Source organism: Pseudomonas sp. CP4 (assembly GCF_047758505.1).
GTDB lineage: Bacteria > Pseudomonadota > Gammaproteobacteria > Pseudomonadales > Pseudomonadaceae > Aquipseudomonas > Aquipseudomonas fluorescens_AO.
This window is the reverse complement of the sequence record NZ_CP180489.1, coordinates 5,596,371-5,611,472: the sequence shown is the minus strand read 5'-3', so window position 1 is coordinate 5,611,472 and position 15,102 is coordinate 5,596,371. Positions and strand designations below refer to the sequence as shown.

General features: G+C 60.9%; 16 protein-coding genes. 5 read left to right on the top strand and 11 right to left on the bottom strand.

Annotated features, from left to right (window positions below):
- Nucleotides 1–332 precede the first annotated feature (332 nt).
- Both ACMYUN_RS25295 and ACMYUN_RS25290 read left to right on the top strand, forming a co-directional pair.
- Complete coding sequence (locus ACMYUN_RS25295) at nt 333–1,697, top strand: glutamine synthetase family protein (RefSeq protein WP_415762100.1); 1,365 nt, start codon at nt 333–335, stop codon at nt 1,695–1,697.
- Nucleotides 1,698–1,845: 148 nt separating this feature from the next.
- A complete protein-coding gene (locus tag ACMYUN_RS25290) occupies nt 1,846–3,129 on the top strand; it encodes an NAD(P)/FAD-dependent oxidoreductase (protein WP_415762098.1) in 1,284 nt (427 codons plus the stop codon).
- A gap of 128 nt (nt 3,130–3,257) precedes the next feature.
- Here the strand turns inward: ACMYUN_RS25290 and ACMYUN_RS25285 are convergent, their stop codons facing one another.
- Nucleotides 3,258–4,043, bottom strand: a complete 786-nt coding sequence (locus ACMYUN_RS25285) for a DeoR/GlpR family DNA-binding transcription regulator (RefSeq protein ID WP_415762097.1) — start codon at nt 4,041–4,043, stop codon at nt 3,258–3,260.
- Nucleotides 4,044–4,126: 83 nt separating this feature from the next.
- Between ACMYUN_RS25285 and ACMYUN_RS25280 the strand changes: the two genes are divergently transcribed.
- Complete coding sequence (locus ACMYUN_RS25280) at nt 4,127–4,291, top strand: hypothetical protein (RefSeq protein ID WP_165368427.1); 165 nt, start codon at nt 4,127–4,129, stop codon at nt 4,289–4,291.
- 7 nt (nt 4,292–4,298) lie between these two features.
- On the opposite strand, the gene ACMYUN_RS25275 is transcribed toward ACMYUN_RS25280, so the two are convergent.
- Entirely contained in the window at nt 4,299–5,216 is a 918-nt protein-coding gene (locus ACMYUN_RS25275) for a LysR family transcriptional regulator (protein ID WP_415762096.1), read from the bottom strand.
- A 61-nt stretch (nt 5,217–5,277) separates the two neighbouring features.
- Between ACMYUN_RS25275 and ACMYUN_RS25270 the strand changes: the two genes are divergently transcribed.
- Nucleotides 5,278–6,054, top strand: a complete 777-nt coding sequence (locus ACMYUN_RS25270; protein WP_415762095.1) for an NAD(P)H-dependent oxidoreductase — start codon at nt 5,278–5,280, stop codon at nt 6,052–6,054.
- 37 nt (nt 6,055–6,091) lie between these two features.
- Here the strand turns inward: ACMYUN_RS25270 and ACMYUN_RS25265 are convergent, their stop codons facing one another.
- From ACMYUN_RS25265 to ACMYUN_RS25255, 3 genes are all read right to left on the bottom strand, one after another.
- A complete protein-coding gene (locus tag ACMYUN_RS25265) occupies nt 6,092–7,111 on the bottom strand; it encodes an AbrB family transcriptional regulator (RefSeq protein ID WP_415762094.1) in 1,020 nt (339 codons plus the stop codon).
- A 146-nt stretch (nt 7,112–7,257) separates the two neighbouring features.
- Complete coding sequence (locus ACMYUN_RS25260) at nt 7,258–7,680, bottom strand: HD domain-containing protein (RefSeq protein WP_415762093.1); 423 nt, start codon at nt 7,678–7,680, stop codon at nt 7,258–7,260.
- A gap of 16 nt (nt 7,681–7,696) precedes the next feature.
- Nucleotides 7,697–8,086 (bottom strand): hypothetical protein, encoded by a 390-nt coding sequence (locus ACMYUN_RS25255; RefSeq protein ID WP_039763279.1) that lies wholly within the window; start codon nt 8,084–8,086, stop codon nt 7,697–7,699.
- A gap of 165 nt (nt 8,087–8,251) precedes the next feature.
- Here ACMYUN_RS25255 and ACMYUN_RS25250 point away from each other — a divergent pair, with 165 nt between their 5' ends.
- On the top strand, nt 8,252–8,683 hold the full coding sequence (locus tag ACMYUN_RS25250; protein WP_039763280.1) for a hypothetical protein: 432 nt from the start codon (nt 8,252–8,254) through the stop codon (nt 8,681–8,683).
- 70 nt (nt 8,684–8,753) lie between these two features.
- Here ACMYUN_RS25250 and ACMYUN_RS25245 read toward each other — a convergent pair whose 3' ends face one another.
- The 6 genes from ACMYUN_RS25245 to ACMYUN_RS25220 all read right to left on the bottom strand — a co-directional run bounded on the left by ACMYUN_RS25245 (nt 8,754) and on the right by ACMYUN_RS25220 (nt 14,992).
- Nucleotides 8,754–9,038 carry a hypothetical protein gene (locus ACMYUN_RS25245; RefSeq protein ID WP_129999536.1) on the bottom strand — a complete coding sequence of 95 codons (285 nt, stop codon included), beginning with the start codon at nt 9,036–9,038 and terminating at the stop codon, nt 8,754–8,756.
- 194 nt (nt 9,039–9,232) lie between these two features.
- Nucleotides 9,233–9,517 carry a hypothetical protein gene (locus ACMYUN_RS25240; protein ID WP_129999537.1) on the bottom strand — a complete coding sequence of 95 codons (285 nt, stop codon included), beginning with the start codon at nt 9,515–9,517 and terminating at the stop codon, nt 9,233–9,235.
- A 196-nt stretch (nt 9,518–9,713) separates the two neighbouring features.
- Nucleotides 9,714–10,262 (bottom strand): cupin domain-containing protein, encoded by a 549-nt coding sequence (locus tag ACMYUN_RS25235; RefSeq protein WP_011333561.1) that lies wholly within the window; start codon nt 10,260–10,262, stop codon nt 9,714–9,716.
- 343 nt (nt 10,263–10,605) lie between these two features.
- Nucleotides 10,606–11,889 carry an NAD(P)/FAD-dependent oxidoreductase gene (locus tag ACMYUN_RS25230; RefSeq protein WP_415762092.1) on the bottom strand — a complete coding sequence of 428 codons (1,284 nt, stop codon included), beginning with the start codon at nt 11,887–11,889 and terminating at the stop codon, nt 10,606–10,608.
- A gap of 49 nt (nt 11,890–11,938) precedes the next feature.
- Nucleotides 11,939–13,429: an aldehyde dehydrogenase gene (locus tag ACMYUN_RS25225; protein WP_415762091.1), complete on the bottom strand. Its 1,491-nt coding sequence runs from the start codon at nt 13,427–13,429 to the stop codon at nt 11,939–11,941.
- Nucleotides 13,430–13,615: 186 nt separating this feature from the next.
- Nucleotides 13,616–14,992, bottom strand: coding sequence for a glutamine synthetase family protein (locus ACMYUN_RS25220; protein WP_007918694.1), 1,377 nt, complete (start codon nt 14,990–14,992; stop codon nt 13,616–13,618).
- Between the last annotated feature and the right edge of the window lie 110 nt (nt 14,993–15,102).

Here is a 15,102-nt window from a genome sequence, read left to right as displayed (position 1 = left end):
TGCTGCCGACGCTTTCCGCCAACGGAAACACGCGTTATGAGTACGTCACCACAACAACCGCAAAGGTTGCACGTCTCTGCTGTACGCGCCCATTGCAACAGGGGCCGCGTATGAACCGCATCGTCAATCTGCCCATGGCCCTGCGCCGTTCCAAGCTGCGTCACTCCGCACGCCCGCCGGATATCGCCGTTCCTGCCTGATCGCGAGCTTGATACCCGCGACAGTCAATTTTCCTTTTCGCTGATATCCCTGCCGGGACACTTACGCCTTTTTGTCGCGTCGTGTCCGGCCGAATCTGCGCGCCTGTGCGGCGCCATCGTGAGTGATTTGCCATGAAATTCGCAGCCATCGAAGACGCCCGCCTGTTCCTCGAACAGAACCCTGATATCGATATGATCGAGTTGTTCATCCTCGACGCCAACGGCGTGCCGCGCGGCAAGCTGTTGCACCGTGATGAACTGCTCGCCGTGTACGAAAGCGGCCGGCCATTGCCGAGCACCATCCTTGGCCTGACCGTACAAGGCGAGGACGTCGAGAACTCCGGGCTGGTGTGGGACGTCGGCGACATCGACTGCCGCGCCTATCCGCTGCAAGGCAGTCTGGTGCGCCTGCCGTGGCGGCAGATTCCGACGGCGGCGGTGCAGGTCAGCATGCACCCGACCGAGGGCATGCCGGCGAGCATCGCTGACCCTCGGCACCTGCTGATCAAGGTGATCGACGGGCTCAAGGCCGAAGGTTATCACCCGATCATGGCCTGCGAGCTGGAGTTCTATCTGCTCGACGCCAAACGCGATCACAACGGCCGCCCGCAACCGGCGCTGGACGCCGACGGCGGGCGACCGCGACACACGCAAGTCTACGGTTTACGCGAGCTGGAACAGATCGAGCCGTTCCTCGCCGACCTCTACAGCGCGTGCAAACTGCACGGCATTCCGGCGCGCACGGCGATTTCCGAATACGCCCCGGGGCAAGTGGAAATCACCCTTGAACACGGCGATGCGCTGGAGGCGATGGATCAGGCGGTGCGCTACAAACGTCTGGTCAAAGGCGTAGCGCAAAAGCACGGCATGCAGGCGACGTTCATGGCCAAGCCGTTCGATGATCTGGCCGGCACCGGCATGCACATGCACGTCAGCCTCGCCGACGCCGAGGGGCGTAACTTGTTCGCTTCTGAAGACCCGGCCGGCACGCCGCTGTTGCGCACGGCGATCGGCGGCATGCTCGCCTCTCTGCTGGATTCGCTGCTGCTGTTCTGCCCCAACGCCAACTCCTACCGGCGTTTCCAGGCCAACAGCTACGCACCACTGGCGCCGACCTGGGGCGTCGACAACCGCACTGTCAGCCTGCGCGTACCCGGCGGCCCGGCGCCGACACGACACATCGAACACCGCATCTGCGGCGCCGACGCCAACCCCTATCTGGCAGCGGCAGCGATCCTCGCCGGGATTCATCGCGGAATCCGCGAAGAGCTGGATCCGGGTGCGCCGGTCGAGGGCAATGGTTATGCCCAGGCGAAAGAATTGCTGCCGACCGATTGGCTGACGTCGTTGCAGGCGCTGGAAAATTCCCAGTGGGCACGAGAGGCTTTAGGGCAGGAATTCCTTGGGGTGTATCTGGCGGTAAAGCGTGCCGAGTATCGGCAGTTCATGGCGCAAGTGGGTGAGCAGGATTGGCGGTGGTACCTGACCGAGGCTTAACGATCCGACACCGAACCTATGGGAGCGAGCCTGCTCGCGAAGGCGTCATCACATTCAACATTTTGGGTGACTGACACACCGCTTTCGCGAGCAGGCTCGCTCCCACAGGGAATGCACTTCGAACCTGGAATTTTTTGTGGACCCTGACATGACCATTCGCTGCAATTCCTACTACACCGCCACCCTCAACCAGGACACCGACTACCCGACCCTGCAAGGCCGGCACAAGGTCGATGTGGTGATCATCGGCGGCGGTTTCACTGGCGTCGCCACTGCCGTCGAGCTGGCGGAAAACGGCCTGAAAGTCGCCATCGTCGAAAGCCACAAGATCGGCTGGGGCGCCACCGGCCGCAATGGCGGGCAGGTCACCGGCAGCCTCTCCGGCGACGGTGCGATGCGCAAACAGATGCGCGCGAAACTGGGCGATGACGTGGACGATTTCATCTGGCATCTGCGCTGGCGCGGACATGAAATCATCCAGCAACGCGTCGAGAAATATGGCATTGAGTGCGACCTCAAACACGGCCATTTGCACGCGGCGTACAAGCCGAGCCACATGACCGATCTGCGCAAGGATTACGACGAAGCTGTGCGTCGCGGATTGGGCGATGAGGTGAGCCTGCTCGACCGCAGCCAGGTCCGCGATCTGCTGCAAAGCGAGCTCTACCACGGCGCCATCAAGAACACCCGCAACATGCACCTGCACCCGCTCAACCTGTGCATTGGCGAAGCACGCGCAGCCGAAAGCCTGGGCACGCTGATCTTTGAAAACAGCGAAGTGCTGCAGATCATTCACGGCGACAACCCCGGCGTGCGCACCGCCCACGGCCAGATCGACGCCAGTCAGGTGATGCTCGCCGGCGATGTCTATCACAAGCTCGAACCGGGTCAGCTCAAGGGCAAGATATTCCCGGCCATGGGCGGCATCGTCACCACCGCGCCGCTGGGCGATCTGGCGAAACAGATCAACCCCGAAGACCTCGCCGTGTACGACTGCCGCTTCGTCCTCGATTACTACCGGCTCACCGCCGACGGCCGTTTGCTGTTCGGCGGCGGTGCCAACTACAGCGGCAAGGATTCGCGCGACATCGCGGCGGAACTGCGCCCGTGTATCGAGCGCACGTTCCCGGCGCTCAAAGGCGTGCCGATCGATTACCAGTGGAGTTGCGCGATGGGCATCGTCATCAATCGCATTCCCCAACTGGGCAAGCTCTCGGACAACGTCTGGTATTGCCAGGGCTACTCGGGACACGGCATCGCCACCACGCACATCATGGGCGAAATCATGAGCCGGGCGATCACTGGGCAAATGGAACAGTTCGACACCTTCGCCGCGTGCCAGCACATTCGCGTGCCAATGGGCGACCTGCTCGGCAACCCGTTGCTGGCGGCGGGGATGTGGTATTACCAGATGCTTGAGCGGTTGCGCTGAATTTACTGGCCCTATCGCTGGCAAGCCAGCTCCCACAGTGTCCGTGGCGTACCCAAAATTCATGTACACCGCAAAAACTGTGGGAGCTGGCTTGCCAGGGATGAGGCCATCAGTCCCACCACAAAATTTCAATCCGGCAACTGCTCCACCACAATCCCCAACCGCCGATAATCCTCCACACTCCCCGACCCCGGATGCCGCTCGGTAATCAACCTGTGCAGGCGCGTACACGGCGCCACCACAAACGGCTCTACCGCGCCCAGCTTGTCCGCCGTAGTCACTGCAATCACCTGCGTCGCACTGTCGAGCATCGCCTGTTTGATCGGCACTTCATCGAAATGCAGCGAGGTGATGCCGACCTCGGGATGAATCGCGCACACCCCGGTAATCGCCAAGTCCGCCTTGATCCCCGCCAGCAGCCGCAACGCTTCCTGACCGCTCGCCGACATCGAATGCGGATTCAATTGGCCACCCGCCAGAATCACTTTCACGCCTTTGTACTCGGACAAGGCAATCGCGGTCAGCGGTGACGCGGTCACGGCGGTAATGCGGATGTCGGCAGGTAATGCGCGCGCCACCTGCAACGTGGTCGAGCCGGAATCGAACAGCACAATCTGCCCGTCCTCGATGTGCTGCGCCGCCAATTGCGCCAAGCGCACCTTGACCTCGTCGGTCTCATCCAGGCGGGTGAAGTAATCCTTGCCGGAGTCCTTCGGTCGCGGCAGCGCGCCGCCATGCACCCGCTGCACCAGGCCGGCGCTGTCCAGTTCGGCGAGGTCGCGGCGGATAGTGTCCTCGGATACCGCGAAATGCTGGCTCAGCTCGGAGGCCATGACCTTGCCGTCACGTTCGAGCAGCAAAAGGATTTTCTGCCGACGCAGGGACGGCAATTCGGCGATGGAGTGGTCGTGCATGGTTATGCCTGTTTGTGCTTGTAGTTGCAGGTTTCGCCGACACTAGCGAAAGTCTCGGGCAAATACAAACGCAGCGGCTATCAATGCTTTCGATCATTGGAATCAACACGGCGAATTTTTTCTTTGCGCTGCGCCTGTTCACAATGGCACCACTCTCAAAAGCTCAGGAAGAACCGCCCATGAATCTCAATTTCGCCTTCGCCTGCATGATCGTCGTGTCGTTCGCGATTGCCTTGGGCCACGCCTGAACATGCATCAAACCGAGGCCAGCAATTGCTCGCGTAGCCATTTGTGCGCCGGATCCCGGTGCACCCGCTCGGCCCAGAACATCGCCATTTCATAGCCTGGCACCCGCAGCGGTGCATCGACCACTTGCAGCGCCGGATTGCCGCGCACCAGGCGTGACGGCAGCATCGCCACCAGATCGGTGCTCGCCAGCACCGACATCGCCATAAGAAAGTGCGGCACTGACAACACCACTTTCCGCGCCAATCCGACTTCTGCCAGCGCCTTGTCAGTCGCGCCAAAAAAGCCTCCGCCCTCCCGCGACACCAGCACATGTTCCAGCGCGCAGAACTGCTCGCGGCTGGGCGCTTGGGTCAATCGCGGGTGGCCGACGCGCCCGGCCAGCACATAACGCTCAGTGAACAATGGTCGTCGATGTAACTCCGGCGGCGCGTCTTCACTGATGTGCAAAGCCAGATCGAACACGCCCTGCTCGGCTTGCTTGACCATTTGCGCCGGCGTCAGGTCGACGATCGCCAGCCGCGTGCCCGGTGCCAGTTCGCGCAAATGGCTGAGCGCTGGCAGCACGACGGTGGATTCGCCGTAATCGGTCGCGGCGATTTTCCAACTGTGGGTTGCCTGCGCCGGGTCGAACACATCCGCTGGCGCCACCGCCCTTTCCAACGCCTCCAGCGCTTCACGCAACGGCTCGCGCAGCGCATCGGCGCGAGCGGTCGGGCGCATGCCTCGCGGGCCGGGCAGCAACAGCGGATCGTTGAAGATTTCGCGCAGTCTGGCCAAGTGCACGCTCACCGACGGCTGCGACAGATGCAGGCGCTGCGCCGCGCGGGTGACGTTGTGCTCGGCGAGTAACACGTCGAGGGTCAGCAACAGGTTGATATCCAGGCGTCTCAAATTATTCACGGCTATACCAGACATATCGGACATTCATTTCCAATATACCGGGCCAGCGCCGATCCTGCAGTCATCCACTCAAGGAGCACGCGACATGAACGTATTGCTGGTTTACGCCCACCCCGAATCGACCTCGCTGAACGGCTCGCTGCGCGACTTCACCGTCCAGCGCCTGCAAGGCGCCGGCCACACCGTGCAGGTCTCTGACCTCTACGCGATGAACTGGAAAGCCGTGCTCGACGCCGACGACGCACCGCAGCGCGACCCATCGCAACCCTTCCACGCCTCCCTCGACTCGAAACGCGGCTACGCCGAGGGCACCCAAGCCGCCGACATCGCCCGCGAGCAAGAGAAACTGCTCTGGGCCGACGCGCTGATCCTGCAATTCCCGATGTGGTGGTTCAGCATGCCGGCGATCCTCAAAGGCTGGTTCGACCGCGTCTACGCCTACGGCTTTGCCTATGGCGTCGGCGAACACTCCGACAGCCGCTGGGGCGAGCGCTACGGCGAAGGCAAGATGAAGGGCAAACGGGCGATGCTGGTGGTGACAACCGGCGGCTGGGAATCGCACTACAGCCCACGCGGCATCAACGGGCCGATGGACGATTTGCTGTTTCCGATTCAGCACGGGATTCTGTATTACCCAGGCTTTGATGTAGTGCCGCCGTTTGTGGTGTATCGCACCAGTCGGATGGATGAGGCACGGTATGCCGAGACCACCGCTGAACTGGGGTTGCGCCTGGATGAGCTGTGGAGTGCCCGGCCGATCGGGTTTCGGCAGCAGAATGGTGGGGAGTACGAGATTCCGGCGTTGACGTTGAAGGATGAGATTGCCCCGGGCCTGGAGGGCTTTTCGGCGCACTTACGCTGAGCCCAGCCCACTTGTCTGGCGAGGGAGCTGCGCACGGTCAAGCCCCCTCGCGCACCCGCCTGACCTGCACCAACAACGCCGGGGCAAAATGCAGCAGCACCATCCGGCTCAAGTGATGCGTCAGGATAAACACCACATTCAGCCCGCCACCAAACGCAACAATGGCAATCGTCTCGATCGCGCCCGGCATATATGCCAGCCACAGCGACAGCGGATCACTGCCCAGCCAGCGCGCAGCCCCTTCAGCAAACACCGCCGCGACGACGATCATCAGCCCGACGGAAACCAAAGCGGTGCGGCCATGTCGCGCCAGCTCTGCGATGCCGAGGCCCTGAAAACGCGAGCCGATGCGTACGCCGAGAATCAGTGCGGCGAGGTTCAAACTCCACTCCGGCAGGTGAAAGCCATGCAGCCATCCGGCCTTCACGAACACCGCAGTTATGATGATCGCGGTCAGCATGAACGGCGCAGGGACGCCGATCAGCAGCAGCAAACGCCCGAGCAACACGCTCAGCGCGATGGCAGCGAGTGCGGTCAGCGCCATGCCTGTTGTCAACGGATCGCTGACGACTTCAGCCACAGGTGCTTGCCCGGGAATCAGCAAACTCACCAACACGGTGATCAACAGCAGCCGCATCAGGTGCACGATGATAACTTTGCTCGAAGCCTTTTCCGATTCAAGCAAATCGAACACTGCGGCCAGTGCGCCGGGGTACACCGCCAGCAGTGCATCGGTGCGATTCCAGCCGGCGCCGCGTGTCAGCCACCAGCCGGCGAGTGCGATTTGAACGGCTAGGCAGATCAGCAACACGCCAAGGCTGGGCAACATTGTCGAGGCTGTTTTGCTGTCCCATGCTTCGAACATAAGGCCAGTGGCGATGCCCAGCGTGACCTGGATGTAGCCCAACCCGTAAGGGGTTGCCGGGGCGATGCCGGTTTTGCCGGCAAACAATGCAGTAACCGCAATCGAACCCAACAGCAAGCCGTGAGGCACGCCTTCAAACTGCAATAACGCGCCGAAAGCGGCGGCAATCAACAAGCACACAACGGATTTCATAGTTCGCCTTCCTGGCTATCCAACTGACACACCACCATTCCCCTGTGGGAGCGAGCCTGCTCGCGAAAGCGTCCTGCCAGTCACAGATGAATAACTGATCTATCGCCTTCGCGAGCAGGCTCGCTCCTACAAGAATCTAATACGTCTTACATACGCAAGCGTGCAATCGCCCGCCGGTATTTTTCGATACGCTCCAGATCTTCCCAACTCGGCGAGGCAATCCGCGAGATATCGCTGTTCTCTTCCAGATCCGCCAGCTTCACCACTCGCCCGATCGGGTTTTGCGCGGCGCGGTCGACAAAATCCTCGTAGGACTCGCCCGGCGCTTTGGTCACCGCCGCAATCGCCGCCAGCACCTCTTCGCTAAAACCTTCGCCACGCAAATCATCCAGACTCACCCCGCAATCCTCGACCACATCGTGCAGCGCGGCGACGATGCGCTCCTCCAGCGTGTGCATGCGTAACATGACTTTCAGCGGATGCAAAATGTACGGCGCCCCGCCCTTGTCCACCTGCCCGCTGTGGGCTGTGGCGGCAATGGCGATAGCGCGTTCGAGGGTTTGGGCCATGGGAGTCTCCGTGGTGTCAAAGGCCATAGCGGCCGCCAACGTGAATGTTGCGTTTGAGCCAGTTGCCGATCGCTCGCAGACGCCCTACAGGTTTCGCCGGATGAGCATGGTGCTGAAGAATCATCGACACCAGCGTCGCCTGATCCGCCTGCGGATTTGCATCGATCAACTCGGCGACCCACGCGCAATCGGCCTTGCGCAAGTGCGCGCGCCAGTCACCACACCAACCGTCCAGCTCATCCCGAGCCAAAAACCGCGCGCCGCCATGCTCCATATGCCCGCCGCCCATGGACTGCTCAAAGCAGAACGGCGTATCCGGTTTGCTCGGATCGATATGAAAAAGATAGATGTCGTGAAACGGATGCTGTGAAGCGGGGGCTATGTTGCGGCGGCCGATTTCAATCATGGCGACGGTCCAATCCTTGGGCGCTGAATGTTTCTGATTGTTGCGCAGTGTACGCGAAGATCGCGCAGCGCAAAGCCGATTGAACCTTGCCCGCCCTCGCCGCCTCGAAACCAGACAAGCGCCAAATCACCGATCAGACGCGGCGCCATTGGAGAGGAATTGCCGATGAAAACCCGACTGCTGCTCCTGATCGCCACGTTCGCCATCATTCCCACCTGCGTCATGGCTGAAGGCTGCGACGTGCAGACCCGATCCTCCAGCGCCTCGGTGCCGGCGGTGGAAACCCACAGCTGCTACGAATACGAAGGCATGCCCGTGGATTCCATCAACTGGTCATGCAGCAACGAAACCAAGGACACCCTCAACGCCACCAAGAAGAAAGTCGAACGCTGCGACGACCACTACCAGGCCACCTGCACCGCCCGTCTCACCCAGGAATCCCTGGCCAACCCGCACTCGACCAGCAAAGACAAAAGCGCCAAACCGCTGAACATGCCTGACAACGCCAAAGTCACGACGTATTACTACGACGGTGAGCATCTGGCACAGGCGAAGATTGATTGTGAAAACAGCGGCGGGAACTGGAAGGCTAAATAGCCTCGTTTATCGAGCATTGCCTGATAGAGAGCCCGGCTTGTTGCCGGGCTTGCAGCATGTGCAAACAGCCTCAGCCTTCACCAGCACCGCTGCTGGTGCCGCTGTCGTTCGATTGCTTCGAACCACTGGGCTTGGAACCTGAAGGTGTAGAGCCGTCATTATTGGTGGTGTTGCCCTGTGTGCCTTTGGGCACGGTGGCGCCATTGGAATGAATGTCTTCCGGCGCGCTCGGGTTGGTCTGGCTGTTGCCGTCGTTAGCGGTGGGTGCAGGGGTGTCGCTGGCGGCCGTTGCGTATAGCGAGGTGGCGGATACCAAGGTGGCTAGCGTCAGTGCTGCGAGGTTGACTGGGCGCATGTTGGCGGCTCCTTTGCGGGGGTAAGGTATGCATTGGAATCAGGCGAGCGGCGAAAATGCGGAGGGGCTGACGAACGGCGAAAATAAACTGACCCGACACCTCGGAAGAGGCATCGGGTCATCGAAAAAACAATTTCTGATACGCAGAAAAAAGCCCGGTTTGAAAGACCGGGCTCTCCAATACGACGTACCCATCAACCACCACCGCTGCCCCCACTGCTGCTACCAGACGGTTGACCCGCGGGGGTGGGTTTGGAAGCAGAAGGCACCGGCCCATTGTCGGTTTTGCCACCATCACCCCCTTGGGGCAGCGAATCGGCATCCGGGTCGGCATTGGTGGCTGGAGACGCCGGTTCACGAGTCTGGCTGGCGCCGTCGCTCGCCTTCGGGGTCGACGTGTCGCCAGCCGCTAGCGCATACGGCGCGCTGCCGAACAGCAACGCCGCTAGGGTAATCACCGCAATTTTATGGTTCAGCATGGTGGCTCTTCCGTTGCGTGTGGAGTTACAGCATTGGAAGCAGGTGCGCGGCGAACGTGCGATGCGTCGGACGAGTGGTTATCAGCCGCAGACATCGCGAAATTTCAAGATCTGAATACTTCGCAGGAAAACACCTGTGCGGCCTGCGTTCTGCTAAAAAATCCACCTCATTCAAACCAGGCGAAACGCGTGCCCTTCAAAAATTCGCCGGCGTATTCGCACTGATGATCTCAGCCTCATCCGCGCCAATATTCCGGAATTTATGCGGCAGCGTCGTCGGAAAGTAATACCCGTCCCCCGCACTCAACACACTCACCTGCCCGTCCACGGTCAATTCCACCGTGCCACGCGTGACCAAGCCGCACTCTTCGCCTTCGGCATGCACGATCGGCTCTTCGCCGGAGCTGGCGCCAGGGGCGTATTGCTCGCGCAGCAGGCGCATCTGGCGGCTGGGGACGGAGGCGCCGATGAGCAGCAGGCGCAGGCCGTGGCGGCCGAGGTCGGGTTGTTCGTTGGCGCGGAATACGTATTGATGTTCACGCGGGGGCTGGTCGAAGGTGAAGAAGTCGGCCAGGGACATCGGTATGCCTTCGAGCAGCTTTTTCAGCGAACTGACGGAGGGGCTGACGCGGTTCTGTTCGATCAGCGAGATGGTTGCGTTGGTCACGCCGCTACGCCGGGCGAGCTCGCGCTGGGAGAGTTTGTAGCTTTCGCGTACTAGTTTGAGTCGAGAACCCGTATCCATGACTGCCTTATGTAAAAGGGGCGATGGGGGTGGGTGGCGGGTGACGCGCAGGTTGCGCGGATCACGTTGCTCCCGTGTCCCGGAACCGTGAAAGGCGGCTATTAAATCACGTTTGCCGGTGTTGCTCAGCAGGTTCGATGGATGGTGATCGAAATGAGCTGGCTGGCGATTATTGCGGATAAATAAAAAACTTGTGAGAGCTGGCTTGCCAGCGATTGGATGGCACATTCAACATCCCTTTTGCTGAAAGACCGCAATCGCTGGCAAGCCAGCTCCCACAGGTTTTGTGTGCTGTTTAGGGAAAAACCGGCGGGGTCTTTTGGACCGCCGCCGGTGAGGTAAATCAGACGCCGAAACGGTCGCGCAGTGAGTAGTAGACGGCGCCCAAAGAGGTGAGCGGCGCCGAGAACGTGCGGCCGCCGAGCATCGGCATGTGCGGCAGCGAGGCGAAGGCGTTGAAGCGTTCGGCGTCGCCGCGGATCATTTCCGAGATCAGTTTGCCGGCCAGGTGCGAGCAAGTGACGCCGTGGCCGCTGTAGCCCTGCATGTAGTAGGCGTTCTTTTCGATACGGCCGAACTGCGGCATGCGCGACATGGTCAGCAGGAAATTGCCGGTCCAGCGGTAGTCGATCTTCACGTCCTTGAGCTGCGGAAAGGTCTTGAGGATCTTCGGCCGGATCAGTTGTTCGATATCGTCCGGCTCCCGCGCGCCGTAGACCACACCGCCGCCGTAAAGCAGGCGGTTGTCGGCAGTGAGGCGGTAGTAATCCAGCAAATAGTTGCAGTCCTCGACGCAGTAATTATTCGGGATCAGGCTGCGTGCCTGCTGTTCGGTCAGCGGTTCGGTGACGACGATCTGCGAGCCACACGGCATGCTTTTCGCGGTGACACGGTTGTCGAGACCTTGTGGCAGATAAGCGTTGCCAGCGATCAACAGGTATTTGGCACGGACCAGACCTTTAGCGGTGCGCACGGTGATCGGCTCGCCGTAGGTGATGTCCACCGCCGCCGATTGCTCGTAGATCTTGCCGCCCAAGCGCACGATGGCAGCGGCCTCCCCTAGCGCCAGATTCAACGGATGAACGTGGCCGCCCTGCATGTCCAGCAAGCCGCCAACGTAGGCGTCGGAACCCACTTCACGACGAATGTCCGCGGCATCGAGCATCTTCAGATTGCGGTTGCCGTAGCGTTCCCAGTTGCGCTTCTGCTCGGCCAGACCATTGAGTTGTTTCTTGTTCATCGCTGCGAAGATGCCGCCCGGGCGGTAGTCGCATTTGATGTCGTAATCCTTGATGCGCGAACGAATGATGTCGGCGCCTTCGAAGATCATGCTGCCGAGGATTTCTGCAGTCTTGTCGCCGTAGCGCTCTTCGATGACATCAACGTCGCGGCTATAAGAATTGACCAGTTGACCGCCATTGCGACCGCTGGCGCCGTAGCCGACTTTCGCCGCTTCCAGTACGGTGACTTTGTAGCCGGCTTCGCTGAGGAACAGCGCCGAGGACAGACCGGTGTAGCCGGCGCCGATGATGCAGACGTCGCAGTCCAGTGCTTCTTCGAGAACCGGGAAATCGATGACTTCGTTGCGCGTGGCCGCGTAGTAGCTGTTTACGTGTTGCTGTTTCATAGGTTTCTCCGAGGGCCGCCAACCAGGGGCGGCCGCCGCTGTAAAAGAATCAGAGCTTGATCCAGGTCGCTTTCAGTTCGGTGTACTTGTCGAACGCATGCAGCGATTTGTCGCGGCCGTTGCCCGATTGCTTGAAGCCACCGAACGGCGCGGTCATGTCGCCGCCGTCGTACTGGTTGACCCAGACGCTGCCGGCGCGCAGGCCGCGGGCGAAGGTGTGCGCCTTGCTGAGGTTGCTGGTCCACACCCCGGCGGCGAGGCCGAAGATGCTGTCGTTGGCGATCTGCAGGGCTTCTTCGGCAGTGTCGAAGGTGATCAGCGACAACACCGGGCCGAAGATTTCTTCCCTGGCAATGGTCATCGCGTTGGTCACGCCGTCGAAAATCGCTGGCTGCACGTAGAGGCCGCCGGTTTCTTCGAGGGTGCGTTGGCCGCCGACAATCAACTCGGCGCCCTGCTCGCGGCCAATGCTGATATAGCGCAGCACGTTGTCCAGTTGACGCTGGTCGACCACGGCGCCGACGGTGGTCGACGGATCCAGTGCGTGCCCCGGTTTCCACGCTTGCAGCGCTTCCACCAACAGCGGGATGAACTGCTCGCGGATCGAGCGCTCGACCAGCAGACGCGAGCCGGCAGTGCAGACTTCGCCCTGATTGAACGCGATGGCACCGGCCGCTGCCTGAGCTGCGGCGCGCAAGTCCGGTGCATCGGCGAACACCACGTTCGGGCTCTTGCCGCCGGCCTCGAGCCAGACGCGTTTCATGTTGCTCTGCCCGGCATAGATCATCAGCTGCTTGGCGATCGCCGTGGAGCCGGTGAACGCCAGCACATCGACGTCCATGTGCAACGCCAGTGCCTTGCCGACGGTGTGGCCGTAGCCCGGCAGCACGTTGAACACGCCTTTCGGAATCCCCGCCTCCAGCGCCAGTTGCGCGATGCGGATGGCGGTCAGCGGTGATTTTTCCGAAGGCTTGAGGATGAACGAGTTACCCGCCGCCAGCGCGGGAGCGAACTTCCAGCTGGCCATGATCAACGGGAAATTCCACGGCACGATCGCCGCGACCACACCGGACGGCTCGCGAGTGACGAGACCAAGTTGGTCGTGCGGGGTGGCAGCGACTTCGTCGTAGATCTTGTCGATGGCCTCGGCGCTCCAGCGGATCGCGTTGGCGGCCGCCGGGATATCGATGCTCATCGAGTCGCTGATCGGCTTGCCCATGTCGAGGGTCTCGAGCAGGGCCAGTTCTTCCTGGTGTTGCAGGATCAGATCGGCGAAGCGGATCAGCACGCGCTTACGCTCGGCGGGGGCTTTTTGCGCCCAGATACCAGAGTTGAAGGACTGGCGCGCGGCTTCGACGGCGAGGTTGGCGTCGGCTTCATCGGTGCTGGCGACGGCGGCAAGAAAGCGGCCGTCGACCGGGCTCAGGCATTCGAAGGTGTCGCCGCTGATGGCCGGGCGGTACTCACCGTTGATGAAAGCGCGAGATTCGATGGACAGAGACTGGAAGCGTTGTTCCCAGTCGTTGCGGGTTGTGGTCATTGTTTTGAGCTCGACAAGGGCAGATTGGGCGACGGCGGGCGATCGCCCACGCATCAAAAATTGATAACCCGATCCCTGTGGGAGCGAGCCTGCTCGCGAAAGCGTCGTGTCAGGCAACAATATTCTGAATGACATACCGCATTCGCGAGCAGGCTCGCTCCCACATTGGATCGGTGGTGTCTGTGATCACACCGTATGCAGATACCAGTTGTACTCAAGATCAGAAATCGAGTTCTCGAACTCGGCCAGCTCGCTTTCCTTGCACGCGACAAACACGTCGATGTACATCGGGTCGATGTAGCGCGCCATGACTTCGCTGTCGTCGAGCTCGCGCAGGGCGTCGCGCAGGTTGTTCGGCAGGCTCTGCTCGTTCTGCTCGTAGCTGTTGCCTTCTACCGGTGCGCCCGGCTCGATCTGATTGGTCAGACCGTGGTGAATGCCGGCCAGCACCGAAGCCATCAACAGGTACGGGTTGGCATCGGCACCGGCAACGCGGTGTTCGATGCGCACGGCGTCCGCTGAACCGGTCGGCACGCGCACGGCCACGGTGCGGTTGTCGATACCCCAGCTTGGCGAGTTCGGCACATAGAACTGCGCGCCGAAGCGGCGATACGAGTTGACGTTCGGGCAGAGGAACGCCATTTGCGCCGGCAGGGTTTCGAGCACACCGCCGATCGCGTGACGCAGTGCGGCGTTCTGCTCGGGATCCTCGCTGGCAAAGATGTTGTTGCCTTCTTTGTCCAGAATCGAAATGTGCACGTGCAAACCATTGCCGGCCTGGCCCGGATAAGGCTTGGCCATGAAAGTCGTGTCCATCTCGTGGTCGTAGGCGATGTTCTTCACCAGACGCTTGAGCAGCACCGCGTAATCGCAGGCCTTGATCGGGTCGGAGACGTGATGCAGGTTGACTTCGAACTGCGCCGGGGCGCTTTCCTTGACGATCGCATCAGCGGGGATGCCCTGCTCTTTCGCGCCTTCGAGGATGTCTTGCAGGCAGTCGACGTATTCGTCGAGGTCGTCGATCAGGTAGACCTGAGTCGACACCGGGCGCTTGCCGGATACCGGTGAACGCGGCGACTGCGGACGGCCATTCACGTTGTCCTGGTCGATCAGATAGAACTCGAGTTCGAACGCCGCGCAGATGGTCAGGCCGAGGTCGTCGAACTTGCGCACCACGTTGGCCAGCACTTCACGCGGGTCGGCGAAGAACGGCTGACCTTCGATTTCGTGCATGGTCATCAGCAGTTGTGCGGTCGGGCGTTTTTGCCACGGCTCGATGCTCAGGGTGCCGGGGATCGGGTAGCAGATGCGATCGGCATCGCCAATATCCAGGCCCAGACCGGTGCTTTCCACCGTCGAGCCGTTGATGTCCAGCGCGAACAGCGACGCCGGCAGGTTGATGCCTTTTTCGTACACCTTATGAAGACTGGTGCGTTCGATGCGCTTGCCGCGCACCACACCGTTCATATCCGCAATCAGAAGGTCGACGTACAAAACCTCAGGATATTTCTTAAGGAATGCGTTGGCTTCGTTGAGTTGAACGGTACGCAGAGGGACCGACATGATGCACCTATTTAGCTGTTAATTATTATGTTCACCACTGTGTTGCGCAGCCAGTCAATCCGAAAGGCAAAGTGAAGTCAATAGCGAACATCCTGCCCTGCAGCCTTTAT